The sequence below is a fragment of the Streptomyces sp. NPDC013157 genome (assembly GCF_042899865.1).
GTDB lineage: Bacteria > Actinomycetota > Actinomycetes > Streptomycetales > Streptomycetaceae > Streptomyces.
This window is the reverse complement of record NZ_JBIBAK010000020.1, coordinates 193,333-218,677: the sequence shown is the minus strand read 5'-3', so window position 1 is coordinate 218,677 and position 25,345 is coordinate 193,333. Positions and strand designations below refer to the sequence as shown.

Here is a 25,345-nt window from a genome sequence, read left to right as displayed (position 1 = left end):
TCGCACGATGCCACGCACACGTCTCAGACTCGCCGGTGCCCTCGCGGCCGTACTCGTGGCCGCCGGGGTGGCCACCGGCCCCGCCGCCCAGGCCCACGACCGGCAGCCCACCCTCGCCGAACTGGCCCAGCGCCACGGCCGCTACTTCGGCAGCGCCACCGACAACCCCGAACTCTCCGACACCGCCTACACCAGGCTGCTCGGCAGCGAGTTCGACATGATCACGCCCGGCAACGGCATGAAGTGGTACGCCACCGAACCCCAGCAGGGCGTCTTCGACTGGACCAACGGCGACCAGATCGTGAACCTCGCCCGCAAGAACCACCAGCGGGTCCGGGCCCACACCCTGGTCTGGCACAGCCAGCTCCCCGACTGGCTCACCTCGCGCGACTGGACGGCCACCGAACTGCGGGCGGTCCTGAAGAAGCACATCCAGACCGAGGTACGCCACTACAGGGGCGAGGTCTACTCCTGGGACGTCGTCAACGAGGCCTTCAACGAGGACGGCAGCTACCGCGAGACCCTCTGGTACAAGACGCTCGGCCCCGGCTACATCGCGGACGCGCTGCGCTGGGCCCACCAGGCCGACCCGCACGCCAGGCTCTACCTGAACGACTACAACATCGAGGGCCTCGGCGCGAAGAGCGACGCCTACTACGCGCTCGCCCAGCAGCTGCAGGCGCAGCACGTGCCGCTGGACGGCATCGGCTTCCAGGCCCACCTCGCCCTCCAGTACGGCTATCCGGCCACCCTGGAGGACAACCTCCGCCGCTTCTCCCGCCTCGGCCTGGACACCGCGCTCACCGAGGTGGACGTACGGATGCAGCTGCCGGCCACCGACGAGAAGCTGGCCGAGCAGGCGGCCTGGTACGCGGATCTGACCAAGGCGTGTCTCGCCGTGCGCAGGTGCGTGGGGATCACTGTCTGGGACTACACGGACAGGTATTCGTGGATCCCGGCGTTCTTCCCGGGCGAGGGCGCGGCCCTGCCCTGGGACGAGCAGCTCGCTCCCAAACCGGCCTACTTCGCGCTGCGCACAGCACTCGGCTACACCGGGTAACCGCCCCCGGATACACGTCGGGGCCGGTGCGCGTCATGTGTGTGCGTCCGGCCCCTGCTGGTCACCGGGCGGAGCGGCGGGGCCGCCCGGGTAGTGCGGTGGGTCTGTCAGGCGGCGGTCACCACGCGGCCGGCACCGAGCGGGCGGTGCGGCGCGATGATCTGGCCGTCGGGCAGGAGCTCACCGGTGTCCTCGAAGAGCAGGACGCCGTTGCACAGCAGGCTCCACCCCTGCTCCGGGTGGTGCGCCATGAGGCGGGCGGACTCCCGGTCGGCGGATTCGGCTGTCGGACACGGCGGCTGGTGCTGGCACATGGATAGGGTCTCTCGCTCGGTCGTGGTCATGTCGTCCCCCGTGGTGATGTGTCGGTCGGAAACCAGTGTTGCCTTCCTGGCGTTGCTCCGCAGGGATTTCGCTGCACCGCTTCTCACAGGTTGGAGACGCGTCACCCGCGCGGACGGTTCATCTACACAGGGTTGCCAATTCGGATGGTTTCGCATGGCCGGATGGGGCTAGTCCGGACGGTGGGCCGGAACAGGGTGAGGGCTAATGCGGCTCTTAGGAGCGGCGAATTGCTCGTACGAGCGGAAGGGAAAAGGAAACGCCGATACCCCGCCACTCGTGCGGGAGGGGCGGGGCAGGGCGGCGGCGGGCTCAGGCGGGCGTGATGAGCAGGGGCGCCGAGGTGATCCGATGGGTCAGCACCGGGAGGAGTTCGGCGACCAGGTGCGGCCGGTGGGCCGCGATACCGGGTGGGGCGGGGGCCAGCGGCACGAGCAGGTCGGTGGCGGCCGGGTGCCCCTCGGCACCGTCCGCCGTGCAGTCGCCGTGCAGCCACAGGGTGAGCATGTAGAGGCCCGGAAGGGACAACAGGCGTGGCTGGTACGTCTGTTGCAGGGCTTCAGCCTGGTGCAGGGCGCGCTCGGTGGAGGTGATGTAAGGGCCCTCGAAGAAGTGCGAGAAGGCCCAGCCGTCCGGGGTGAGCATCGTGTCGGCCGCGGCCACCGCCCGGTCGCCGCAGCGGATCAGGAAGCGCCAGCCGGCCAGCCGGGTGGCGGACACGCCCTCCGGGGTGATCCGGTCCATCACGTGTACGGGAAGGGGGAGTTCGGGGATTGCGGGTCCCTGGGCGGTGCGCAGGGAGGGGGTCCGGGCCTCGCGGACCGCGGTGGGGGAACCGAGGGCGGTGAGGACGGAACGCAGTGCGGGCGCGGGGGCGGGAGGGACTTGCAGCGGCATGGTGGGTCGCCTCTCATTCGACAGGCGCGGCGGCGCGAGGGCAGGGGCGGACGGCGCTGTCAGCTCACAGGAAGTCAGAGAGGCGGGGACCCGGTTCGGTGACGAGAGGTGCGGGCGTTGCCTGCCGCACGTCACTCAGGCGGCAGGAACCAGACCGTGGGCGCCAGCCTTCTGCCTTGTTCGCGGAGTTTATACGACGCCTGTTCAGGTGGTGTTTCACCGGGATGTTTCACAGAAGACAGCAAGGCGCAATTCGGCCGTTGATTGGTGCGGAATCCTCCCGATTTCCAGCCCGTCGGAACCCCGCTGACCTCGGATTATGAGGCTGTCGCGGTCGGCCGGATGTCGTCGGCGTTTTTCACGAGGGGAACGGGGAACCCGAAGTTGCATGCGGCGTCATGCCTCGTGAATGTGCCGCGCGACACATTCCAACAGAGTAGCGGGTGCAGGTGCGGCCCGCGACGTTATCGATCGCCTCCGCTGGGCATCATCCCACCTGGACTCGGGACACCGGCGGCCGGAAGCCCGGCCCGCCCATTCGAGGAGGGACGCTTCGATGGGGGAGAAGGTCGTGGCGGGCCGGTTCGACCTGTCCGATCGCCGGCACTACCGCGAAAAGCTCCAGGACTGTCTGACGGGGCTGGAGCGGCTGCTGGTGGAGAAGCGGTTCGACCGCCCCAAGAACCTCATGGGAGTCGAGATCGAATTGAATCTGGCGGGCTCCGACGGCATGCCGAGAATGTTGAACGGACAGGTCCTGGAACGTATCGCGAGCCGTGATTTCCAAACAGAACTCGCCATGTTCAATCTGGAAGTGAACATAGCTCCACACCGGCTCGAAGGCCGGGTTTTCGACCGGCTCGCGGAGGAACTCCGCACCTCGCTGGCGTACGCCGACCGCAAGGCGGGCGAGGTGGACGCCGGGATCGTGATGACCGGGATCCTGCCCACCCTGGAGCGCGACGACCTGGTCTCCGCGAACCTCTCCGAGGTGGACCGGTACACCCTGCTCAACGACCAGATCGTGGCCGCCCGGGGCGAGGACTTCCTGCTCGACATCAAGGGCGTCGAGCACCTCGTGTGCACGTCGAAGTCGATCGTCCCGGAGGCCGCCTGCACCTCCGTGCAGCTGCACCTCCAGGTGACCCCGGCCCGCTTCGCCGACGTGTGGAACGCGGCGCAGGCGGCGGTCGCCGCGCAGATCGCCGTGGGCGCGAACTCCCCGTTCCTCTTCGGCCGCGAACTGTGGCGCGAGTCCCGCCCCCCGCTGTTCCTCCAGGCCACCGACACCCGCCCGCCCGAGCTCCAGGCACAGGGCGTCCGGCCGCGCACCTGGTTCGGCGAACGCTGGATCAGCTCGGCGTACGAGCTGTTCGAGGAGAACCTGCGCTTCTTCCCGGCCATCCTCCCGATCTGCGACGAGGAGGACCCGCTGGCCGTCCTCGACGCGGGCGGGGTGCCGAAGCTCGCGGAACTCGTCCTGCACAACGGCACGGTGTACCGCTGGAACCGGCCGGTCTACGGCATCGCCGACGGCGTGCCCCACCTGCGCGTCGAGAACCGGGTGCTGCCGGCCGGGCCCACCGTCACCGACGTCGTCGCCAACGCGGCGTTCTACTACGGCCTGGTGCGCGCCCTCGCGGAGGAGTCCCGCCCGGTGTGGACACGGCTGCCGTTCGCCGCGGCCGAGGCGAACTTCGACGCGGCGTGCCGCGACGGCATCGACGCGCGTCTGGTCTGGCCGAGGCGGGCGCGGTACGGCGGCGGTACGGCGGAAGTGGACGCGGTCACCCTGGTCCGCGACGAGCTGCTGCCGCTGGCTCACGCGGGGCTGGACGCGTGGGGGGTGGAGCCCGCCGACCGGGACCTCTATCTCGGCGTGATCGAGGAGCGGTGCCGCAGGCGGGTCAACGGGGCGTCCTGGCAGGCGGCGACGTTCCACCGGGCACTGGAGCGGGGGCTGCCGAGGGATGCGGCGCTGGCGGCGATGACGCGGCGCTATGCGGAGCTCATGAATGAGGGGGATCCGGTGCACACCTGGCCGGTGGGGTTATTGGAGCCGGTGCCGTTGGGGTGAGGCCGACGGGGGTCGCGCCGTGAGGGGCGCGGTGGGTTGCCGGGTGCCGCGCCGTGGGGGGCTGGTCGCGCAGTTCCTCCCCCAGCCTTCGGCCGGGGGTACCCCCAGCGCCCCTTTCGGGGCGCTTCGGTCGGCCTTCGTCGTCCAGTCGTCGGGGTCGCGGCGGGGGTCGGTCGCGTCTGCTTCAGGTTGATCGGGCAAGCTGTGATGTCCCGTGGTGAAGACGACCGTGGGGCGTGGGTCTGCTCGGCTGGAGGCAGGGGTGCAGGTGGAGGCGGATCAGATGGCCGGGGGTTACCCACCGGAGCGGCCCTCGCAGCGGATGTTCCGGGACGAGACGCTGCTCGTGCTGGGGCTTTCGCTCGGGGCGAGCGGAGTGTCCGCCCTGATCAGCTTCATCGGATCGGTCACCAAACCGGGCGGCCTCAAGGACCAGGCCGCGACCCTCAACGCGTCGGCCGCGCCGGGCCGCCCCTGGCTCGATCTCGCCTGGCAGCTCTTCGGCATCGCGACGGCACTCGTCCCCGTACTCCTCGTCGCCCACCTCCTCCTGCGCGAGGGCGCGAGCCTGCGCACGCTCGGCTTCGACCGCACCCGTCCCTGGCCCGACCTCGGGCGCGGCGCGGCGGTCGCCGCGGTGATCGGCAGCACCGGGATCGCCTTCTACCTGGCCGCGCGCGGCCTCGGCTTCAACCTCACGGTGGTCCCCGAGGCGCTGCCCGGCGTGTGGTGGAAGTACCCCGTACTGATCCTCTCCGCGATGCAGAACGCGATCCTCGAAGAGGTCATCGTCGTCGGCTATCTGCTGCGCCGCCTCGACCAGTTGGGCTGGACCGCCGGCACGGCGCTGGTGGCCAGCTCCGTCCTGCGCGGCTCCTACCACCTCTACCAGGGGATCGGCGGCTTCGTCGGCAACATGGTGATGGGCGTGGTCTTCGTCTGCCTGTACCGGCGGTGGGGCCGGGTGGGTCCCCTGGTGGTGGCGCACAGCCTCCTCGACATCGGCGCGTTCGTCGGCTACGCGCTGCTCGCCGGCAAGGTGGGCTGGCTGCCTACGGCGTGAGCAGTTCGCCGTCGATGACGGTGACCGCGCGCCCGGTCAGCAGGGTGCGGTCACCGCGCAGCGAGGTACGGACGAGCCCGGTGCGCCGGGAGGCCTGCAGCCCCGTCAGGTCGTCCCTGCCGAGCCGCCCGGTCCAGTGCGGCGCGAGAGCGGTGTGGGCACTCCCGGTCACCGGGTCCTCGTCGATCCCGACGTTCGGGAAGAAGCAGCGGGAGACGTAGTCGTACCCCTTGGCCGGGTCCGCGGCGCGGGCGGTGGCGATGATCCCGCGCGTGGAGTAAGCGGCGAGGGCCTTGTGGTCGGGGGAGAGGCCGAGCACGGTCTTCTCGTCGGCGAGTTCGAGGAGCAGGTCGCCGACGTTCGGCCCGGTGTCGAAGCCGGCGACGGGTTCGGCGCCGAGCGCGCAGGCGACTCCGTCGGGCACGTCGACCCGGGTGAGCGGGGCGGTGGGAAAGTCGAGGGTGACCGACCCGTCCCCGCCCGGCGTCGCGAAAAGCACCCCGCTCCGGCCGGCGAACCGCACGGGCCCGGTGTGCGCCCCCGTGGTGTGCAGTACATGCGCGGTGGCCAGCGTGGCGTGCCCGCACATCGCGACCTCCGTGACGGGCGTGAACCACCGCAGCGCCCAGTCCGCGTCCCCGCCCTCGGGCAGAGGGTGCGCGAACGCGGTCTCGGCGTGGTTCACCTCCATGGCCACGCTCTGCATCCACGCGTCACCAGGAAAGGAATCAAGCAGCACGACCCCGGCCGGGTTCCCGGAGAACGCCCGCTCGGTAAAGGCGTCGACGATTCGAATCCGCATGAACCAGACGCTAGGGCTTCCGCAACAGGGCCGACCAAGGCCAATCCCGAGACCCTGGCCCCATTTCCACCAGGCCGGTGTGCCCACCCGTGCCGCCCTGCGGCACGCCTGCCCGCAGCTATGTAGCTGACGCGACTTGCAGCGCCCCGTCAGGGGCGCGGGGGACTGCGCGAGCAACCAACGACGGCGCCGCACCGGCAACCGAAGCGGCCCGCCACAGCGCGCCCCTCAGGGGCGCGGGGAACTGCGCGAATACGCACGACGGCGCCGCACCGGCCACTCGGCCGGTCGTCCCACGGCGCCGACGCCCAACCGCCCCCCGGCAAGACGAGAGGGTCGACCCGTCACCAGGTCGGCCCTCCTGAGCGGAACGCTCAGTCCGTGCCGAGTTCCATCGCCGCCCGGTCCAGCAGCTCGTCCGCGTCCGGCGCGGCCTCCCCGCGGGACGCGATCGCCTCGGCGCCGCCCTCCGGCATGCTGCCGATCAGACCGGTCGCCGCCGCCTGCGCCGCCCCGATCGCCGGGTTGGCGGAGCCGATGAGGCCCAGCCCGGCGTACTGCTCCAGCTTCGCGCGGGAGTCGGCGATGTCGAGGTTGCGCATCGTGAGCTGGCCGATCCGGTCCACCGGACCGAACGCCGCGTCCTCGGTGCGCTCCATCGACAGCTTGTCGGGGTGGTAGCTGAAGGCAGGCCCCGTCGTGTCGAGGATCGAGTAGTCCTCGCCGCGCCGCAGCCGCAGCGTCACCTCACCGGTGACCGCCGCGCCGACCCACCGCTGCAGCGACTCCCGGATCATCAGCGCCTGCGGGTCCAGCCACCGGCCCTCGTACATGAGCCGGCCGAGCCGCCGCCCCTCGTTGTGGTACTGCGCGACCGTGTCCTCGTTGTGGATCGCGTTGACCAGCCGCTCGTACGCGGCGTGCAGCAGCGCCATGCCCGGCGCCTCGTAGATGCCCCGGCTCTTCGCCTCGATGATCCGGTTCTCGATCTGGTCGGACATGCCGAGCCCGTGCCGGCCGCCGATCGCGTTGGCCTCCATGACCAGCTCGACGGCGGTACCGAACTCCTTGCCGTTGACGGTCACCGGCCGGCCCTGGTCGAAGCCGATCGTCACGTCCTCGGGCAGGATCTCGACCTCGGGGTCCCAGAAGCGCACGCCCATGATCGGCTCGACGGTCTCGATGCCGTTGTCCAGGTGCTCCAGGGTCTTCGCCTCGTGCGTGGCGCCCCAGATGTTGGCGTCGGTGGAGTACGCCTTCTCGGTGCTGTCCCGGTACGGGAGGCCGTGGGCCACCAGCCACTCGGACATCTCCTTGCGGCCGCCGAGCTCGGTCACGAAGTCCGCGTCCAGCCAGGGCTTGTAGATCCGCAGGTGCGGGTTGGCGAGCAGCCCGTACCGGTAGAACCGCTCGATGTCGTTGCCCTTGAAGGTCGACCCGTCGCCCCAGATCTGGACGTCGTCCTCCAGCATGGCCCGCACCAGCAGCGTGCCGGTGACGGCACGGCCGAGCGGCGTGGTGTTGAAGTACGCCCGTCCGCCCGAGCGGATGTGGAACGCACCGCAGGTGAGCGCGGCGAGGCCCTCCTCGACCAGCGCGGCCCGGCAGTCGACCAGGCGCGCGATCTCGGCGCCGTAGGTGTGCGCACGGCCGGGCACCGACGCGATGTCGGGCTCGTCGTACTGGCCGATGTCGGCGGTGTAGGTGCACGGGACGGCGCCCTTGTCGCGCATCCACGCGACCGCGACCGAGGTGTCGAGCCCGCCGGAGAAGGCGATGCCGACGCGCTCGCCGGCGGGAAGGGAGGTGAGGACCTTGGACATAGGAAGATTATGCATCAGACCGCATGGTCATGCAACGCCCCTGTTGGGACCGTCGCAGCCCGGCTCGGCCGACGGGTGCCGTGATGGGCATCCAGCGGCTGAAGGCCGCGTACCGCTCCGCGAACTCCTCGGTGTCGGCGGCCCGCTCGACCGCGTCCGCGAGGGGTGGAACGGGCTCAGGGGGATGGCGTCGAGGCCTTCCTTGGTGACGCGCTCGGTGCGGTTGAGGATCGCGTCGATCGCGGCGCCCCGGATGGCGTGGGACAGGGCTCCGATCATCCCGTCGGTGCGGTTGTGCAGGTAGCGGTCCAGTTTGACGCGGACGCCGACGGCGTCCGCGCGCTACGTCCACGTACGACAACTCGACGCACGGCCCCGCCTGATCCACCTCAGCCGGTACAGCCATCCAGCGCCCCCAGCGCTCTCAACCGCGCGACTAGGTTCGCTGGGACAGAAGCCCGAACGACTCGGTTCGCTGAGAAACGACTCGATTGAGTGAAGACGGGACACCCGCCCGGAGAAGGACGAGGCTTGCCATGCGAACACTTCCGATATATCGTTGAGCCATCGCGAATGGTACGCGACAGATCAACGATGGAATGGAGTGATTCCCATGCGTTCCCACGGATTCGAGCGTGGACATGGACAGGACGGCCCCCGGGCGAAGGGTGGCCGAGGTGGTTTCGGTGGACGTGACGGTCGCCGTGCGGCGTTCGGGCCCTTCGGTCCGGGTGGCCCCGGCTTCGGTCCCGGCGGCCCCGGTTTCGGACCGGGCCCCTGGGGGCCGCGAGGGCGCGGTGGTCCCAGGGGGAGGGCGCGCCGCGGTGACGTGCGGGCCTCGATCCTGGCCCTGCTGAAGGACCGCCCGATGCACGGTTACGAGATGATCCAGGAGATCGCCGAGCGCAGCGGCGGCGCGTGGAAGCCCAGCCCCGGCTCGGTGTACCCCACCCTCCAGCTGCTGGAGGACGAGGGCCTGATCACCAGCGAGAGCGAGGGCGGCAAGAAGCTGTTCTCCCTCACCGACAGCGGCCGCACCGCCGCCGACGAGGGTCCGGACGCCCCTTGGGAAGAGGCTTCCCGCGGGGTCGACTTCGAGGCCCTGAGCGAGATCCGCCAGGCCGGCTTCGGTCTGATGGAGGCCTTCGGGCAGGTCTGGAAGACCGGCAGCAAGGAACAGCGCGAGAAGGCGCTGGCCGTCATCAACGAGACCCGCAAGAAGCTGTACCTCATCCTCGCCGACGAGGACTGACCCACGGCGCGCAGGGCGCCCCTCGGATCACTCCGGGGGGCGCCTTTCCGCGTGCGGAGGAACAGGCTCAGGCCACCAGCCCGCCCAGCTTGCGCAGCGACTCGTTGAGGGCCGCCGTCGCCGAGTCCTTGAGCTTGCCCGCCATCAGCGACACGGCGGCGCCCGTGAACTCCCCGTCGATCCGCACCGCCGTCGTGTCCCCGTCCGGGGTCAGCGTGTAGCGCGTGGCCACGGTCACCGCCATCGGGCCCTTGCCGCGGATCGCCAGTACCCGCGCCGGCTCCAGTTCCTCGATGGTCCACTCGACCTCTGCCGGGAAACCCATCAGCTTCATGTTCTCCTGGAAGGTGCCGCCCACCGCCAGGGTCTCGGGGCCGCCCTTGGGAAAGTTGGTGTGGGTCGCGTTCCACTCGCCGTACGCCGACCAGTCGGTGAGCTGTGCCCACACCTTCTCGGCCGGTGCCTGGATGCGTGCCTCCGCGCTGACTTCGGCCATCGGGCCACCCCTTCGTGTCGGGCTCGGTGTCGCGGAACGTAGCCGCAGGGCCTCGAACATTCAATACTGATGAACCGTCAGAAATGTGCGGATCCGGGAGCCGCCCCCCTCGGCGGCCGGTCCCGCCCGGCCGCTCAGCCGATCCGCCGTATCAGCGCCGCGTCGAACACGTCCCACGCGCGCGGCAGCGCGCTCTCGTCGTGGCAGTGCCAGGCGTCCCAGAACAGGTCCGCGAGCAGCGCGTCCGCCGGGGCGTAGACCCGGTACACGTACTGCCTGCCGTCGACCGCCGGCAGGGCGACCAGCCAGCAACAGCACCCGCTCTCCATGTCAGGGGGAGACGTACGGCGGGTGCGCGACGGTTGCCTACGGGGCGCGCGCGGCAAGGCGGCGCGCGCCCCGGTGGCCGGAATCAGCCTGATCTCATCCGCAAGGAGGAGATTCCTGCCCTCCGCGTCCACTCTGCGTGGGACGCGAAGATGCTTCCCCCCGCCGATGACTCAGACCCCCCGGGATTGATGAGGTAAGGGGTGTGCAACCCCGTATTCCCCGCCAGCCCGCCCAGGACCAGGGCGGTATCCACGCGGACGACGATGCCGGGCTCGGTGCCGAGCTGGCAGCGGTGGTCGCCGGTGCCCGCCGCCGGGCCGTGCGGGACGGGGACCGCCAGGTCGACACCGCCCATCTGCTGCACTCGCTGATCGAGTACGACCCCGAGGCGCGCGCCGCCGTCGGCGACGCCCCGCAACTCGCCCGCCTGCTCGGCTACCTCGTGCAGCGCAGCATCGGCTACGGCCTGCGCTGGCAGAGCGGGGTCGAGGACTCCGGCGCGCTGCCCGCCCTTCCGCACGCCGGGGGAAGGGCCGAGGGCAAGGGCGACGGCGCCTGGTCGCCGGTGGCCGCGGCCGCCCTGGAGTACGCCCGCAGCCGCGCCCGGCGCCGCGGCGCGGCCCATTCCGACGGCATCGACCTGCTCGCGGGCCTGGTCCTCGACCCGGAGTCCAGGGCCGTGGAGGTGCTGGCGCGGGCCGGGGTGGCCGTCCGTGGGCTGGCCGTGCGGATAGACGGTGACGGGGCGGTCGGGGCGGCCGGTGCCGCCGGCGCGGTCCGGGACGCCGAGGCGGAGCGCCGTACGTCCGGCCGTTGAGACAGGTGTCATGGGGGATGACGGTCATGTCGCCCGCTGGCATCATGTGCCGGTGCACACCACTGACAGCAGCCATGGAAAGGGCCTCGGGCTCTCCCTCGCCGTCGGGTCGGCGCTCGCCTTCGGCGGCTCCGGCGTCGCGGCCAAGCCCCTGATCGAGGCCGGACTCGCGCCGCTGCACGTGGTGTGGCTGCGGGTGGCGGGCGCCGCCCTGGTGATGCTTCCGCTCGCCGTCCGCCACCGCGACCTGCCGCGGCGCAGGCCCGCGCTGCTCGCCGGATTCGGTCTGCTCGCCGTGGCCGGCGTCCAGGCCTGCTACTTCGCCGCGATCTCCCGGATACCGGTGGGAGTCGCGCTGCTCGTGGAGTACCTCGCTCCCGCGCTGGTGCTCGGCTGGGTCCGGTTCGTGCAGCGACGGCCGGTCACCCGCGCCGCCGCGCTCGGTGTCGTCCTGGCGGCGGGCGGCCTCGCGTGTGTGGTGGAGGTGTGGTCGGGGCTGCGGTTCGACGCGCTGGGGCTGGTGCTGGCGCTGGCGGCGGCATGCTGCCAGGTGGGGTACTTCGTGCTCGCCGACCACGGCGCGGGCGAGGGGGCGGATCCGCTGGGGGTGATCGCCTACGGGCTGCTGGTCGGGGCGGGCCTGCTCACCGTGGTGGCCCGGCCGTGGGAGATGGACTGGTCGGTGCTGGGCGGCTCCGCGCGGATGAACGGGGGCGCGGTGCCGGCGGCGGCGTTGCTGGCCTGGATCGTGCTGGTGGCGACCGTCATCGCCTACATCACCGGTGTGCTGTCGGTACGCCGGTTGTCTCCGCAGGTGGCGGGGGTGGTGGCCTGCCTGGAGGCGGTGGTGGCGACGGTGCTGGCCTGGGTGCTGCTGGGGGAGCATCTGTCGGCACCGCAGGTGGTGGGCGGGGCGGTCGTGCTGGCCGGGGCGTTCATCGCGCAGTCCTCGACTCCGGTGAAGGAGTCGGTGGTGGGTCGGAGCGCGGTGGGGGAGAAGGTCACCTCGGCGTCTCGCGGGTGATCGGTGCGGGTGCGTGGGGACTGGTCGCCCGGCTCCTCCCCCCCCGCGCCCCCCTTTCGGGGCGCCTCCCCTGCCGGAACGTCGGATCAGACGCTCTTCAGGTACGGAGGCAGCACAACGTCCGCCGCCAGGTCGTCGTTCGCGACCGGGGGCTCGTACCCCTTCCGCAGTGGCAGTACGCCCGCCCAGTACGGGAGGCCCATGTCCTCGGGCTCGTCGTTCGCGCCGCCCGTGCGGGTCTTGGCGGAGACCTCGTTCAGGTCGAGGCGGATCACCGCGGTCGCGGCCAGTTCCTTCTTGTTGGCGGGGCGGGAGTCGGCGGCCCGGCCCGGCAGCACGTGGTCGACCAGGGCGTCCAGCGCACGGCTCTTCTCCTCGGGGTCGGTGACCTGCCGGGCGATGCCGTGCACCACCACGGACCGGTAGTTGACCGAGTGGTGGAAGGCCGAGCGGGCCAGCACGAGGCCGTCGACATGGGTGACCGTCACGCACACCGCGAGTCCGGGGTCGGCCTGTCCGGTCATCCGCAGCGGACGCGAGCCCGTCGAGCCGTGCAGGTACAGGACCTCGCCCACCCGGCCGTACAGCGTCGGCAGCACCACCGGCGCGCCGTCCCGCACGAAGCCGAGGTGGCAGAGCGAGCCCTCGTCGAGGATCGCGTGCACCAGCTCCCTGTCGTACGACGCCCGCTCGGCGGAACGGGTGGGAACGGTGCGGTCGGTCTTCGGGTAGGCGGCGGGCTGGGCCGGTACGGTCCCCGGCGCGGCTGTCTCCATTGCGCATCTCCATTGCACTAGTGCATAATCTACTTTGTGCTAGGAGAATATCGGATCGAAGGGCGCGGCGCAGCAGAGATTGCGGCCAGCGTCGAGAGCGCGGTGGGCTCCGGGGAGCTGGAGCCGGGTCAACTGCTGCCTCCGATGCGGGAGTTGGCGAGCAGGCTCGGGGTGAATCCCCATACGGTCGCGGCCGCGTACCGGACCCTGCGCGAGCGCGGGGTGATCGAGACCGCCGGCCGGCGGGGCAGCCGGGTCCGGCCGAAGCCGGCCACCACCGGACGGGACCAGCTCCCCGACGTTCCGGCCGGGGTGCGCGACCTGTCCTCCGGCAACCCCGATCCCGCACTGCTCCCCGCCCTCGCGCCGGTCCTGGCGGCGGTGGCGGCCGAGTGCGACCGCGCCCCGGTCCTCTACGGCGTCGACCCCGTCGAGCCCGAGCTGGAGCGGATGGCGCGCACCGAGCTGGCCGCGGACGGCGTGCCCGACGGGCCGCTCACCGTCACCTCGGGCTCCCTGGACGCCGCCGAACGCGTTCTGCTGGCGCACCTCAGGCCCGGCGACCCGGTCGCCGTCGAGGACCCCGGCTGGGGCCGCACCCTCGACCTGATCCCCGCGCTGGGGCTGCGCACCGTCCCGGTGGCCGTCGACGAGGAGGGGCCGCGTGCCGACGCCCTGCGCCGGGCACTGGAGTCCGGGGCCCGCGCCCTGATCGTCACCGCCCGGGCGCACAACCCCACCGGCGCCGCGGTGAGCGCCGCACGCGCGCGTGCCCTGCGGGCCGTCCTGGGCGTACATCCGCACACCCTGCTGATCGAGGACGACCACGGCCACGGCATCGTCGACCTCCCCCTGCACCCCCTGGCGGGCGCCACCCACCACTGGGCCTTCATCCGCTCGGTCGCCAAGGCCTACGGCCCCGACCTGCGGCTGGCCACCCTGACCGGCGACGAGGTGACCGTCGACCGGGTGCGGGGTCGCCAGCGCCTGGGCCCGGGCTGGGTGAGCCGTCTGCTGCAGCGCACGGTGGTCCGGATGTGGGCCGACGGCGCGGTGAACGGCCCGGAGGTGGCGGCCGCCTATCGGGCCCGTCGTGAACTCCTGATCGGCGCGCTGGCGGACCACGGCGTCGAGGCACACGGCCGCAGCGGCATGAACGTCTGGGTCCCGGTTCCGGACGAGACGGCCGCGGTCTCCCGCCTGCTGCACGAGGGATGGGCGGTGGCGCCGGGGGCGCGTTATCGGTTGTCGACCCCGCCGGGTGTCCGCATCACCGTCTCGACGTTGGCACCCGAGGAGGCTGGTTCGCTTGCGGCGGCGGTGGCGAGAGCGGTGACACCGGCGAAGGGGGGCCGGATCCAGGCTTGAGCGCTTCGCCGGAGGTGCCGCGATGTTCCGTCTGCGGCGCCGTCGTGGCTGATCGCGCAGTTCCTCCCCCAGCCGAAGGCTGGGGGTACCCCCAGCGCCCCTGAAGGGGCGCCTGGTCCGACGCCCCTGAGAGCCTCAGGAGGAACTCCCCTTGGGCCTCATCTGTGTGAGCGCGGCCCCCGCGATGACGATCACGGCACCCACCGGTGTGCTCCACCGCAGCGACTCGCCCAGCACCGCGACCCCCGCCGCGGCGGCGATGACCGGGATGAAGTAGGTGACCATCTGGGCGGTGGTCGGCCCCACCTCCGCCACCAGCCCGTACTGGACGAGTACCGCCAGCCCCGTCCCCAGCGCGCCGAGCGCGGCGATCGCCAGCAGCGGGGCCAGGGCGAAGTGCGCCGGGAAGGACGTGAACAGCGGTGTCACCACGGCCAGTTGCACCGTCGCCACCAGCAGCTGCGCTCCGGTCATCGCCAGATGCGAGTCGCCCCTCCCGGCCAGCGTCCGCCGGACGTAGATCCATCCGATCGGATAGCTCAGCGACGCCAGAAGCGCCATGACGGTCCCGGTGACGTCCAGGCCGTGGAAGCCCTCCCAGGCCCCCAGCACCGTCAGCACGCCGACGAAACCCAGGCCGAGTCCGGCGAACCGGACCCTCGTCGGCCGGTCCTCCGACAGGGCCACCAGCGACAGCACCATCCCCCACAGCGGCGAGGTCGCGTTGCAGATCCCGGCCAGCGTGGACGGGATCGTCAGCTCCGCGTAGGCGAAGAGGGAGAACGGCAGCGCGTTGAGCAGGAACGCGGCGACCGCCAGATGTCCCCAGATACGGGCCCCGCGGGGCAGCCGCTGCCGCTTCACCGCCATCGCCGCCGCAAGGACCGCCGTACCGAACACCAGCCTGCCGAGGGTGACCTGGAAGGGTGCGTAGCCCTCCGTCCCCACCTTGATGAAGAGGAAGCTGAAGCCCCAGATCAGTGACAGGGCGCCGAAGCGCAGACGCCAGTCGAGGCGGGGGCGGGAGGGACCGGCGGCAAGCGCGGGCTCGCTGGTCGCGGCGGTGGTCACGGTGCTCATGGCCTCCACGATGCGGGAAGCAACCTCGTAGCACAATCGAGACTTCTCGCCGGGTACCTCTTAGAATCGCTTACATGTTGAATGTGGAGCGCCTGCGCACCCTGGACGCCCTCGCCCGGCACGGCTCCGTCAGCGGCGCCGCCGAGGCCCTGCACGTCACGACGTCGGCGGTGTCGCAGCAGATGGGCAAGCTGGAGCGCGAGGTGGACCAGCAGCTCCTCGCGAAGAACGGCCGGGGCATCCGGCTCACCGACGCCGGGCGGCTGCTCGCCGAACACGCGGCCCGGATCCTCTCCCAGGTCGAGCTGGCCCAGTCCGACCTGGAGGCGCACCGGGGCCAGGTCGTCGGCGAGCTCCGGCTGTCCGCGTTCCCGACGGCCGCCCGCGGCCTGTTCCCGGGCGCACTGGCCTCCCTGCGCGCCCGGCACCCCGCGCTGCGCGTCCGCTCCAGCGAACTGGAACCGGAGGCCGGCATCGCCGGGGTCGTCCGCGGCGACCTCGACCTCGCGGTCGTCCTGGACTGGTACAACAAGCCGATGCCGCTGCCCGACGGCCTGGTCAAGGCGCCCCTGCTGGACGACCCCGCCGAGGTGGCCCTGCCGGTGGGGCACCGGCTCGCCGACCGCGAGGAGGTGGACCTGGGGGAGTTCGCCGAGGACGAGTGGATCACCTGGGGCGAGGGCGAGTTCTGCCACGAATGGCTGATGTTCACGCTGCGCTCGCGCGGCATCGAGCCCATCGTCGGGCACCGCGCGGCCGAGACCCACACGCAACTCAACCTGGTGGCCGCCGGGTTGGGCGTCTGCATCGCCCCGCTGCTGGGCCGTCACCCGGTGCCGGAGGGCGTCCTCATGGTGCCGTTGAAGCAGCGGGTGCGCCGCCATGTGTACGTCGTCTGGCGGGCCGACGCCGACCGCCGCCCCTCGATCCGGGCGGCGGTGCAGGCGCTGCGCGGCGCGGCCGAGGCGATCGCCTGAGCCCGCTGCCCGCCTGTGGGGCTTCCCTGCCCGTGAACTTCCTTACACAGAGCCCAGCTTGCGGAAGTCCCAAGAGGCGGTCTTCGTCGGGGTGAGCCGCGCCCAGGCGTGCCGGCCGTCGTGCGGCATCTCGTCCAGGCCGAAGTTCTTGCGGGCGAACACCGTCTCGATGTAGTCGAGTTCGGCGACCAGCTCGCCGGTGCGCGGGACCTCGCCCACGAACTCGACGGTCCCTCTCAGCTCGACGCCGCGCAGCTGGTCGTACTCCTCCCCGGAGTCGACGACGACCGCCACCCGCGGATCGCGGCTGAGGTCCTTCCAGCGCTGGCTGCGCACCACCGAGTAGAGCCACAGGGACGTGCCGTCCCAGGCGAACCACAGGGCGCTGACGTGCGGGGCGCCGGACGCCGAGACGGTCGCGACCCGGCAGGTGCGCTGCGTGGTGAGGAAATCGTCCAGCTCACCGGGCGTCATCATGATCTTCCGGCCCCGGCGCTGAGTGACGGTCATGCGGCCCCCTCGTCTCTTCTTCCGTTCCCGCGCGATGGCGGTTAGTGTCACCCGCCCCGCACCAAGGTGGAAGGGGGCGTCATGCCGTCGTCGTACGAACGGCTCGAGGAACTCCTCGACCCGGTGAGCACCGTGCTGCTCACCGTCGAGTGCCAGCAGGGCGTGCTGGGCCCGGACAGCGCGCTGCCCGAACTCGCCCGTGAGGCACGGACGTCGGGGGCTCTCAACAACATCGTCCGCCTGGTCGCCGCCGCGCACGACACCGGTGTCCAGGTGATCCACGCGATCGCCGAACGCCGCCCGGACGGCCGCGGCGCGAACAGCAACGCCCGCCTGTTCCGCGCCGCCGAACGGCTGCCCGTCCAGCAGCTCTCCGGCACCACGGCGGTCCGCGTCGCGCCCCCCATCGAGGTCTCGGAGGAGGACCTCGTCGTGCGACGGCTGCACGGCCTGTCGCCGATCCAGGGCACCGACGTCGACCCGCTGCTGCGCAACCTCGGCTGCCGCACCCTGATCGTCACCGGTGTCTCGGCCAACGTGGCCGTTCCGAACACCGTGTTCGACGCGGTCAACCGGGGCTACACGGTCGTCGTCCCGGCCGACGCCGTCGCGGGAGTGCCCTCCGACTACACCCCCGCGATGGTCCGCAACACCCTCGCGTTGGTCGCCACGGTCGCGACCACGGACGAGGTGCTCGGCTGCCTCAAACAACCGCGCCGGCGGTCCTGAGGGTCAGGCCAGCGAGATCTGGTCGCCGGAGACCGTGATGTTGGCCGCCGTCAGACCCGTGGTCGCCGGGCCCTGCTTCACGCTGCCGTCGGCTATGGCGAACTTGCTGCCGTGGCAGGGGCAGACGATCTCGCCGTTGGCGATGCTGGTCACCGCGCAGCCGGCGTGCGGGCACTTCGTCGAGAACGCCTTGTACGTGCCCGACGTCGGCTGCGTGACGACCACGGCCTGGTCCTTGTAGATCGTGCCGCCGCCCTCGGGGATGTCCGTGGTCTTGGCGAGCGCGGTGCCACCGGCCGCGGCTGTGGAGCCGCCGGCCGAGCCGTTGCTGTCCTGGGTGGTGGAGCCACCGCCCGCGTTGCCGTTCGTGGTGGTCGAGCTCGACGAGTCGTCGTCCGACGACCCGCAGGCGGTCAGCGCGGCGGCGAGCCCTGCGGCTCCGGCCGCCACCATCACGGTGCGGCGAGCCGGGGTGGCCGAGGGGTTGAGCGGTGCGCTGGTCATGTGAGGGGTTCCCTTCCGCGGAGCTTCTCGTTGATCCGTCCAGGGGTACGGTCTTCGGGCACCACCTGTTCAGACGGCATCCAGATAGTGACCACCTGGACATGAGGCTTCGGTAAAACAGCGCTGTCAGTACGCTGTCGGTCTTGACCGGTCGAGGACGCGGGCGGGATTCCGCTAGTCGGAGCCGTTCTCCAGGGCGGGCAGGAAGACCATGAGTGACAGCTTTTCGTCATGGGCGTCCGCCAGTTTCAGACAGTCCAGGTCGACACGTCCGAGCCGTGGGTGCCGTAGCTCCTTCCGGGCGGAGGTGAACCCGCTGACGTTCCGCTCGTCCCACAGCGCGCGGAACGTCTCGGAGGAGTACAGCAGCGATTCCAGCAGCGCGGGGCCGCGCGGATCGTCGGGATACCGGGCGAGGGCCACGCGCAACTGGCCGGCGAGGGAGCGTGCCTCGCTGGGCCAGTCGACGAACAGTCCCGGACCCCGCGACTCCGTGAAGACGATCCAGAGGATGTTGCGCTCGTCCGCCGAGCGCCGGTCGAGACCACCGAGCAGTTCGGCGTACGCGTCGTTGTACGCCAGCGGGTCCCACCACGGGTTCATCACGTAAGCGGGGTTGGGGGAGAGCTCCCGCACCAGCCGTGCCAGCAGGGGGTCGACCTTCACCGGCCCCGGACCCGCGGGCGGCGGTACCAGGGCGGCCAGGGTGAACAGGTGCGCGCGCTGCGGCCCGGAGAGCCGCAGCGCGCGGGCCAGGCTTTCGACGACCTGCCGGTTCACGCTGATGTCGCGGCCCTGTTCGAGCCACGTGTACCAGGTGACGCTGACCCCGGCGAGCTGCGCAAGTTCCTCGCGGCGCAGCCCCGGGGTGCGGCGCCGCGGCCCGGACCGGAAGCCTGCCGCCGCCGGGTCGGTCGCCTCCCGCCGGGCGCGGAGAAAGGCGCCGAGTTCGTCGCGCCGGACCAGGTCTGTCATGGACCGAACTCCTCTTGGACGGTGGCTCCGCCCCTCACCGTAGGAGTCTCCGTGACCATGACGCCAACGAGACTTGGGAACATGTGGTATGCGCTGAAGTCATAGGTCCCGGGTGAACGCCACCGCCCCCCGCGCGTCCGCTGTCACGCTCGGTTACTATGCTCCCTTCGTGCCGGAGGTCACCCCGGTCGTCGACTGCATGGTTGAGAAGCTGGATGGCCAGGGAAAATGCTGCGACAAGTCACCGCGACCCGCTACATCACGCCCCTGCGGGAGGGCGGCTCGCTGCCCGGGCTCGTCGAGAGCGACGACTTCGGGACGTACGTCATGAAGTTCACCGGCGCGGGGCAGGGCCGCAAGACGCTGGTCGCCGAGGTCGTCTGCGGTGAACTCGCGCGCCGGCTCGGGTTCCGGATGCCCCGGCTGGTCACCGTCGAACTGGATCCGGTGCTGGGACTCGGCGAACCCGAGCAGCAGGTGCAGGACCTGCTGCGGGGCAGCGGCGGCACCAATCTCGGCATGGACTTCCTGTCCGGTGCCCTCGGCTTCGACCCGCTCGCCTTCGCGGTGAGCCCCGAGGAGGCCGGGCGGATCGTCTGGTTCGACGCGCTGGTCAACAACGTCGACCGCTCCTGGCGCAACCCCAACCTGCTGGTCCACCAGGGCGACCTGTGGCTCATCGACCACGGCGCCACCATGATCTGGCAGCACAACTGGCCGTCGGCCGAGGCCTCCGCCGCCCGCCCGTACGACGCCGCCGACCACGCGCTGAGCGGGTTCGGCCCCGATGTCCGGGCGGCCGCCGCGGACTTGGCGCCCCGGGTCACCGAGGACCTGCTCGCCGAGGTCACCGCCGAGATCCCCGACGTCTGGCTCGCCGCCGAGCCCGGCTTCGACACCCCCGACGACCTGCGGCGCACCTACGCGCGGCCGCTGCTCGCCCGGGCCGCCGTCATCCACGAGCGCATCACCGGCATCGAGGGGGCCAAGTGAGCGAGACCCACATCAACGTGGCCGGACATATGACCGAGCGCCACATCACCCGCACCGGCCAGGGCGGCGACCGGGACGTCTTCGAGTACGCCCTGCTGCGCGTCGTACCCCGCGTGGAGCGCGGCGAGTGCATCAACGCCGGCGTGCTCGTGTACTGCCGGGCCAAGGGCTACGTCGGCGCCCGTACCCATCTGGACGAGGCCCGGCTGCTGGCCCTGGACCCGGACGCGGACGTCGCCGGGGTGCGGGCCGCGCTCGGGGCGGTGGAGGGTGTCTGCGCGGGCGGCGCGGCGGCGGGGCACGCGGCCGGCGACGACCCGGGGCGGCGCTTCCGCTGGCTGGTCGCGCCCCGCTCCACCGTCGTCCAGCCGGGACCCGTGCACACCGGGCTCACCCGTGACCCGGCGGCCGAGACGGAGCGGTTGCTGGACCTCCTGGTGAGGTAATGGATCACACTGCGCGGCGTGACGTTGACACCGCGTGCCAGGGCTTCTAGCGTCACGTCTGTCGAAGGTACTAAGCGGTCGCTCACCATCCGGCCGGGTTCTCGATCAGGTGTTCTCAAGGGCGAGGAGAAACAGCAATGTCCAGCACTGAGCAGCGGGTGGCCGTCGTCACCGGTGCAGCACGTGGCATCGGCGCCGCCACCGCCGTACGACTGGCCGCCGAGGGCCGCGCGGTCGCCGTGATCGACCTCGACGAAGCCGCCTGCAAGGACACCGTCGAGAAGATCACCGCGGCCGGCGGCAAGGCGATCGCGGTCGGCGCCGACGTCTCCGACGAGGCCCAGGTCGCCGCCGCGATCGCGCGCGTCGTCGAGGAGCTGGGCGCCCCGACCATCCTGGTCAACAACGCCGGCGTGCTCCGCGACAACCTGCTGTTCAAGATGTCCGCGTCCGACTGGGACACGGTCCTCAACGTGCACCTGCGCGGCTCCTTCCTGATGACCAAGGCCGTCCAGCAGCACATGGTCGAGGCCGGCTGGGGCCGGGTCGTCAACCTGTCCTCCTCCTCGGCGCTCGGCAACCGCGGCCAGGCCAACTACTCCGCCGCCAAGGCCGGTCTGCAGGGCTTCACCAAGACCCTCGCCATCGAGCTCGGCAAGTTCGGCATCACCGCCAACGCCGTCGCCCCCGGCTTCATCGCCACCGAGATGACCAAGGCCACCGCCGAGCGCGTGAAGATGGGCTTCGAGGAGTTCAAGGCCGCCGCGGCCACCCAGATCCCCGTGCAGCGCGTCGGCGAGCCCGAGGACATCGCCAACGCCATCGCCTTCTTCACGAACGAGGCCGCCGGCTTCGTCTCCGGCCAGGTGCTGTACGTGGCCGGCGGACCGCTCGACTAGAAGTACACCGGGGAACCTGGGGAACACTGACATGACTGAACTGCCCGAGCTGTCCGGCAAGGTCGCCATCATCACCGGCGCGAGCCGCGGCATCGGCTACGGCGTCGCCGAGGCGCTGATCGCCCGCGGCGACCGCGTCGCCATCACCGGCCGCAACGAGGACGCCCTCAAGGAGGCCGTCGAGAGCCTCGGCTCCGAGCGCGTCATCGGCATCGCCGGCAAGGCGCACGACCTGGCCCACCAGAGCGAGGTCGTCGAGCGCACCATGGCGGCCTTCGGCCGCGTCGACTACCTGGTCAACAACGCGGGAACCAACCCGGTGTTCGGCCCGATCGCCGACGTCGACCTGGACGTGGCCCGCAAGGTGTTCGAGACCAACGTGGTCTCCGCCCTCGGCTTCGCCCAGAAGACCTGGCACGCCTGGCAGAAGGAGAACGGCGGCGCCATCGTCAACATCGCCTCCGTCGCCGGCCTCTCGGCCTCGCCGTTCATCGGCGTGTACGGCATCAGCAAGGCCGCGATGATCAACCTGACCCAGCAGCTGGCGCACGAGTACGCCCCCGGCGTCCGGGTCAACGCGATCGCCCCCGCGGTCGTCAAGACCAAGTTCGCGGAAGCGCTGTACGAGGGCCGCGAGGCGGAGGCCGCCGCGGGCTACCCGCTCAAGCGGCTCGGCGTGCCCTCCGACATCGGCGGCGCCGCCGCGTTCCTCACCTCGGAGCAGTCCGACTGGGTCACCGGCCAGACGCTCGTCGTCGACGGCGGCATCTTCCTCAACGCCGGCGTGGCCTGACGGATCGCCGGGCGTCGTTTTCATCACAGATATTTGCCGCATGTGTGAGGAAAACGGCGCCCACGCCGTCGTACAAGATCCGCACGGCCGGATGACAACGTCGTCATAGCACATTCGATCAACGCCCGTGTTTCCGGGGTGCTTCAAGGCGCGCAACGCTGCGGTATGGTCTGCCGCCGACCCCTGGTACGGCGGATCGAGGAGCGTGCGCGTGTTCAACCGGAACCGAGGTCTGCGAAGAGTCGCCGCGCTCGCGTCCCTGACCCTGGTGGCCGGGTGCGGGGTGCTCTCCGGCAGCAGTGCGGACAACAGCGGGCCCATCGTCGTCGGCACGACCAGCGCCCCCAGCACCCTTGACCCGGCGGGATCGTGGGACGGCTCCTGGGAGCTGTTCCGGAACGTCTACCAGACACTGCTCGCCTACCCCGACGGCGCCACCACCCCGCAGCCCGACGCCGCGCAGAAGTGCGCCTTCACGGACTCCGGCTCCCGCACCTACCGCTGCGAACTGCGCTCCGGCCTGAAGTTCGCCGACGGCGACAAGCTCGACGCCGAGAGCGTCAAGTACTCCATAGACCGGATCCGGAGCATCAACGCGCCCAGCGGCCCGGCCGGACTGCTCGGCAGCCTCGACCGGGTGCAGGCGACCGGCGACCGCGAGGTGGTCTTCCACCTCAACAAGCCCGACGCCACCTTCCCGTTCGTGCTCGCCACCCCGGCCATGTCGATCGTCGATCCCGACGACTATCCGGCCCACTCGCTGCGCAAGGACGCCTCCGTGCACGGCTCCGGGCCGTACGCCCTCAAGTCCTACGAGGACGGCAAGCGGGCCGAACTGGTCCGCAACGACAACTACCAGGGCTTCGCCGACCGGCAGAACGACGCCGTGACCATCCGCTACTTCCAGGACTCGGCCACCATGGTCAAGGCCCTCAGGTCCGGGGACATCGACGTCACCTACCGCGGTCTCGCCGCCTCCGACATCGTGGCCCTGGAGGCGCACGGCAGCACCGACCTGCAGCTGATCGACGGCAGCGGCACGGACATCAGCTACCTGGTGTTCAACCCCGCGGACCCGTGGGCCAAGCTGCCCGCCGTGCGCAAGGCCGTCGCCCAGCTCGTCGACCGCGCCGCGATCGCCCACACCGTCTACAAGGACACCGTCGACCCGCTGTACTCCATGGTCCCGGCGGGCCTGACCGGCCACACCACCGGCTTCTTCGACGACTTCGGCGACCCCAGCACCTCCAAGGCCCGCAAGATCCTCGCCGACGCCGGCATCACCCAGCGCGTCCCGCTCACCTTCTGGTACACCACCGACCGCTACGGCTCCGAGACCGGACAGATGTTCCAGGAGCTCAAGCAGCAGCTCGACGACTCCGGGCTGTTCGCCATCACCCTGAAGAGCCGGCCCTGGAAGACCTACGTCGTCGGCTACCAGAAGGGCGAGTACCCGGTGTTCGGCCGCGGCTGGTTCCCGGACTTCCCCGACGCCGACAACTTCATCGCGCCCTTCGTCGGTGAGCAGAATGCCCTCGGCACGCCCTACCCGTCCCCCGTGATCACCGGCAAGCTGCTGCCGCAGTCCCGCAGCGAGAGCGACCGCGCCGAGGTCGTCAAGGACTTCGAGGAGGCCCAGCAGATCCTCGTCAACGACGCGCGGCTGATCCCGCTGTGGCAGGGGCGGCAGTACGTCGCGGCCAGCGACGACATCTCCGGCGGCGAAAAGGCGCTCGACCCGTCGACGATCATGATGATGTGGGAGCTGCACCGCAAGACCAGCTGGTGAAACGGCCGTCCGGCCCCGGTTGTCAGTGGTCGCCTGTAGGTTTTTCGGTACCGGCAGGATCTGCAAGTGACCGCAATTCGTGAGGACGTTGACGTGACCGACATCGCCATGCTGCCCGAGTCCTGGCGCGGGGTTCTGGGTGACGAGCTGCAGCAGCCCTACTTCAAGGAGCTGACCGAGTTCGTCGAGGAGGAGCGGGCGAAGGGCCCCGTCTACCCGCCGCGCGAGGAGGTCTTCGCCGCGCTGGAGGCGACGCCGTTCGACCAGGTCAAGGTCTTCGTCCTCGGGCAGGACCCCTACCACGGCGAGGGCCAGGGGCACGGCCTGTGCTTCTCCGTCCGCCCCGGGGTGCGGATCCCGCCGTCCCTGCGGAACATCTACAAGGAGATGCGGGAGGAGCTGGGCTGGGAGTCCGTGCCGGACAACGGCTATCTGATGCCGTGGGCCCAGCAGGGCGTGCTGCTGCTCAACGCGGTCCTCACGGTCCGCGCCGGTGAGGCCAACTCGCACAAGAACAAGGGCTGGGAGAAGTTCACCGACGCGGTGATCCGAGCGGTCGCCGAGCGGCCCGACCCGGCCGTCTTCGTCCTCTGGGGCGGCTACGCGCAGAAGAAGCTCCGGCTGATCGACGAGACCCGGCACGTGGTGATCCAGGGTGCGCACCCGTCCCCGCTCTCCGCGAAGAAGTTCTTCGGCTCCCGTCCCTTCACCCACATCAACGAGGCGGTGGCGGCCCAGGGCCACGAGGCGATCGACTGGCGGATCCCGGATCTGGGCTGAGCACACACAGAGGGCGCCTCGAAGCCGACCGGGGGCAACGCGCCCCGCCAGGGGCGCTGGGGGTACCCCCGGCCGGAGGCTGGGGGAGGAACTGCGCGATCAGCCCCCACCGGCCTGCGGTCCACCGCCGGCCCGCGGTCCCACGGCGCCGCCTGACGAGGAAATCCGGCGGCGCCGTCTAGCGTCGGCAGCACACAACGGCTTACAGCCCGGAGGGCCCCGTGGCGGAGCGACAGGAGCGTACGGCAGCCGACGCCGTGCTGACGCGGATCGGGCAGGTCGTGATACTGCACCACGCCGGGGACCGTGAGGAGGCCCGCCGGCGCCTGCTCGACCTGTGGGCGGAGCTCGGCGAGCACGGCGAGCCGGTGCACCGCTGCACCCTGGCCCACTACCTGGCCGACACCCAGGACGACCCGTCCGACGAACTCGCCTGGGACCTGAGGGCGTTGTCGGCGGCGGAGGAGGCGGAGGAGGCGGCGGGAGCCGCGGGGCTGCGCGGCTTCTACCCCTCCCTGCACCTGAACCTCGCCGCCGACTATGTGAAGCTCGGCCGTACCGACGCCGCCCGCAGCCACCTGGACCGGGCCCGCGGCACGGCCGCCGCACTCGGCGACGACGGGTACGGCAACGGGGTCCGGGCCGCGATCAGCCGCCTGGAACTACGGCTCGCGGACGACGGCGACCCGGGCGCCGACTCCTGGGGCCCACCGCGGCAGCGGCCGAAGTAGGGCCGCGCCGGC

Annotated in this window: 27 protein-coding genes; 16 read left to right on the top strand and 11 right to left on the bottom strand. The window is 71.2% G+C overall.

What is annotated here, in order from left to right; all coding sequences use genetic code 11:
- Positions 1-7 precede the first annotated feature (7 nt).
- Positions 8-1,060 (top strand): endo-1,4-beta-xylanase, encoded by a 1,053-nt coding sequence (locus tag ACFY6U_RS43425; RefSeq protein ID WP_390047424.1) that lies wholly within the window; start codon positions 8-10, stop codon positions 1,058-1,060.
- Positions 1,061-1,167: 107 nt separating this feature from the next.
- Here the strand turns inward: ACFY6U_RS43425 and ACFY6U_RS43420 are convergent, their stop codons facing one another.
- Entirely contained in the window at positions 1,168-1,374 is a 207-nt protein-coding gene (locus tag ACFY6U_RS43420; protein WP_181807334.1) for a DUF5999 family protein, read from the bottom strand.
- 340 nt (positions 1,375-1,714) lie between these two features.
- The gene (locus ACFY6U_RS43415) at positions 1,715-2,299 is read right to left on the bottom strand and encodes a hypothetical protein (RefSeq protein WP_390047422.1); all 585 of its coding nucleotides are present in this window, start codon (positions 2,297-2,299) and stop codon (positions 1,715-1,717) included.
- A 556-nt stretch (positions 2,300-2,855) separates the two neighbouring features.
- On the opposite strand from ACFY6U_RS43415, the gene ACFY6U_RS43410 reads away from it, so the two are divergent.
- Together ACFY6U_RS43410 and ACFY6U_RS43405 are read left to right on the top strand one after the other, a co-directional pair.
- A complete protein-coding gene (locus tag ACFY6U_RS43410; RefSeq protein WP_390047420.1) occupies positions 2,856-4,376 on the top strand; it encodes a glutamate--cysteine ligase in 1,521 nt (506 codons plus the stop codon).
- A gap of 283 nt (positions 4,377-4,659) precedes the next feature.
- On the top strand, positions 4,660-5,439 hold the full coding sequence (locus ACFY6U_RS43405; protein WP_390047418.1) for a CPBP family intramembrane glutamic endopeptidase: 780 nt from the start codon (positions 4,660-4,662) through the stop codon (positions 5,437-5,439).
- Here the strand turns inward: ACFY6U_RS43405 and ACFY6U_RS43400 are convergent.
- On the bottom strand, positions 5,429-6,241 hold the full coding sequence (locus ACFY6U_RS43400) for a PhzF family phenazine biosynthesis protein (protein ID WP_390047416.1): 813 nt from the start codon (positions 6,239-6,241) through the stop codon (positions 5,429-5,431). The genes ACFY6U_RS43405 and ACFY6U_RS43400 overlap by 11 nt on opposite strands.
- Before the next feature lie 374 nt (positions 6,242-6,615).
- Positions 6,616-8,064 carry an argininosuccinate synthase gene (gene argG / locus ACFY6U_RS43395; protein WP_181803151.1) on the bottom strand — a complete coding sequence of 483 codons (1,449 nt, stop codon included), beginning with the start codon at positions 8,062-8,064 and terminating at the stop codon, positions 6,616-6,618.
- 613 nt (positions 8,065-8,677) lie between these two features.
- Here argG and ACFY6U_RS43390 point away from each other — a divergent pair.
- The gene (locus ACFY6U_RS43390; protein ID WP_351494694.1) at positions 8,678-9,316 is read left to right on the top strand and encodes a PadR family transcriptional regulator; all 639 of its coding nucleotides are present in this window, start codon (positions 8,678-8,680) and stop codon (positions 9,314-9,316) included.
- Positions 9,317-9,383: 67 nt separating this feature from the next.
- Here the strand turns inward: ACFY6U_RS43390 and ACFY6U_RS43385 are convergent, their stop codons facing one another.
- Both ACFY6U_RS43385 and ACFY6U_RS43380 read right to left on the bottom strand, forming a co-directional pair.
- Entirely contained in the window at positions 9,384-9,812 is a 429-nt protein-coding gene (locus ACFY6U_RS43385; protein ID WP_390047414.1) for an SRPBCC family protein, read from the bottom strand.
- A gap of 134 nt (positions 9,813-9,946) precedes the next feature.
- Positions 9,947-10,141, bottom strand: coding sequence for a hypothetical protein (locus ACFY6U_RS43380; RefSeq protein ID WP_390047412.1), 195 nt, complete (start codon positions 10,139-10,141; stop codon positions 9,947-9,949).
- 203 nt (positions 10,142-10,344) lie between these two features.
- Between ACFY6U_RS43380 and ACFY6U_RS43375 the strand changes: the two genes are divergently transcribed.
- Both ACFY6U_RS43375 and ACFY6U_RS43370 read left to right on the top strand, forming a co-directional pair.
- Positions 10,345-10,959 (top strand): Clp protease N-terminal domain-containing protein, encoded by a 615-nt coding sequence (locus tag ACFY6U_RS43375; RefSeq protein ID WP_390047410.1) that lies wholly within the window; start codon positions 10,345-10,347, stop codon positions 10,957-10,959.
- 46 nt (positions 10,960-11,005) lie between these two features.
- Complete coding sequence (locus ACFY6U_RS43370; RefSeq protein ID WP_390047485.1) at positions 11,006-11,983, top strand: DMT family transporter; 978 nt, start codon at positions 11,006-11,008, stop codon at positions 11,981-11,983.
- Between the two features lie 86 nt (positions 11,984-12,069).
- Here the strand turns inward: ACFY6U_RS43370 and ACFY6U_RS43365 are convergent, their stop codons facing one another.
- Positions 12,070-12,759 (bottom strand): pyridoxamine 5'-phosphate oxidase family protein, encoded by a 690-nt coding sequence (locus ACFY6U_RS43365; RefSeq protein WP_390047408.1) that lies wholly within the window; start codon positions 12,757-12,759, stop codon positions 12,070-12,072.
- Positions 12,760-12,795: 36 nt separating this feature from the next.
- Here ACFY6U_RS43365 and ACFY6U_RS43360 point away from each other — a divergent pair, with 36 nt between their 5' ends.
- The gene (locus ACFY6U_RS43360) at positions 12,796-14,127 is read left to right on the top strand and encodes an aminotransferase class I/II-fold pyridoxal phosphate-dependent enzyme (RefSeq protein WP_390047407.1); all 1,332 of its coding nucleotides are present in this window, start codon (positions 12,796-12,798) and stop codon (positions 14,125-14,127) included.
- 135 nt (positions 14,128-14,262) lie between these two features.
- Here the strand turns inward: ACFY6U_RS43360 and ACFY6U_RS43355 are convergent, their stop codons facing one another.
- Entirely contained in the window at positions 14,263-15,207 is a 945-nt protein-coding gene (locus ACFY6U_RS43355; RefSeq protein WP_390047406.1) for a DMT family transporter, read from the bottom strand.
- A 74-nt stretch (positions 15,208-15,281) separates the two neighbouring features.
- Between ACFY6U_RS43355 and ACFY6U_RS43350 the strand changes: the two genes are divergently transcribed.
- A complete protein-coding gene (locus ACFY6U_RS43350; RefSeq protein WP_390047405.1) occupies positions 15,282-16,184 on the top strand; it encodes a LysR family transcriptional regulator in 903 nt (300 codons plus the stop codon).
- Between the two features lie 42 nt (positions 16,185-16,226).
- On the opposite strand, the gene ACFY6U_RS43345 is transcribed toward ACFY6U_RS43350, so the two are convergent.
- Positions 16,227-16,694 carry a pyridoxamine 5'-phosphate oxidase family protein gene (locus ACFY6U_RS43345; RefSeq protein ID WP_390047404.1) on the bottom strand — a complete coding sequence of 156 codons (468 nt, stop codon included), beginning with the start codon at positions 16,692-16,694 and terminating at the stop codon, positions 16,227-16,229.
- Positions 16,695-16,775: 81 nt separating this feature from the next.
- Between ACFY6U_RS43345 and ACFY6U_RS43340 the strand changes: the two genes are divergently transcribed.
- A complete protein-coding gene (locus tag ACFY6U_RS43340; RefSeq protein ID WP_390047402.1) occupies positions 16,776-17,423 on the top strand; it encodes a cysteine hydrolase in 648 nt (215 codons plus the stop codon).
- 3 nt (positions 17,424-17,426) lie between these two features.
- Here the strand turns inward: ACFY6U_RS43340 and ACFY6U_RS43335 are convergent, their stop codons facing one another.
- Positions 17,427-17,927: a Rieske (2Fe-2S) protein gene (locus ACFY6U_RS43335; protein ID WP_293994625.1), complete on the bottom strand. Its 501-nt coding sequence runs from the start codon at positions 17,925-17,927 to the stop codon at positions 17,427-17,429.
- A gap of 174 nt (positions 17,928-18,101) precedes the next feature.
- On the bottom strand, positions 18,102-18,902 hold the full coding sequence (locus ACFY6U_RS43330) for a helix-turn-helix transcriptional regulator (protein WP_390047400.1): 801 nt from the start codon (positions 18,900-18,902) through the stop codon (positions 18,102-18,104).
- A gap of 228 nt (positions 18,903-19,130) precedes the next feature.
- On the opposite strand from ACFY6U_RS43330, the gene ACFY6U_RS43325 reads away from it, so the two are divergent.
- From ACFY6U_RS43325 to ACFY6U_RS43295, 7 genes are all read left to right on the top strand, one after another.
- Entirely contained in the window at positions 19,131-19,895 is a 765-nt protein-coding gene (locus ACFY6U_RS43325) for a HipA family kinase (RefSeq protein ID WP_390047398.1), read from the top strand.
- A 29-nt stretch (positions 19,896-19,924) separates the two neighbouring features.
- Entirely contained in the window at positions 19,925-20,341 is a 417-nt protein-coding gene (locus ACFY6U_RS43320) for a DUF3037 domain-containing protein (protein ID WP_351501647.1), read from the top strand.
- A 137-nt stretch (positions 20,342-20,478) separates the two neighbouring features.
- The gene (gene fabG, locus ACFY6U_RS43315) at positions 20,479-21,240 is read left to right on the top strand and encodes a 3-oxoacyl-ACP reductase FabG (RefSeq protein WP_089105586.1); all 762 of its coding nucleotides are present in this window, start codon (positions 20,479-20,481) and stop codon (positions 21,238-21,240) included.
- Positions 21,241-21,271: 31 nt separating this feature from the next.
- Positions 21,272-22,033, top strand: coding sequence for an SDR family oxidoreductase (locus ACFY6U_RS43310; RefSeq protein ID WP_351501619.1), 762 nt, complete (start codon positions 21,272-21,274; stop codon positions 22,031-22,033).
- A gap of 211 nt (positions 22,034-22,244) precedes the next feature.
- A complete protein-coding gene (locus tag ACFY6U_RS43305) occupies positions 22,245-23,822 on the top strand; it encodes an ABC transporter substrate-binding protein (RefSeq protein ID WP_390047395.1) in 1,578 nt (525 codons plus the stop codon).
- Between the two features lie 93 nt (positions 23,823-23,915).
- Positions 23,916-24,602: a uracil-DNA glycosylase gene (gene ung, locus ACFY6U_RS43300; RefSeq protein WP_390047483.1), complete on the top strand. Its 687-nt coding sequence runs from the start codon at positions 23,916-23,918 to the stop codon at positions 24,600-24,602.
- A gap of 221 nt (positions 24,603-24,823) precedes the next feature.
- Complete coding sequence (locus ACFY6U_RS43295; protein WP_390047393.1) at positions 24,824-25,333, top strand: hypothetical protein; 510 nt, start codon at positions 24,824-24,826, stop codon at positions 25,331-25,333.
- Positions 25,334-25,345 lie beyond the last annotated feature (12 nt).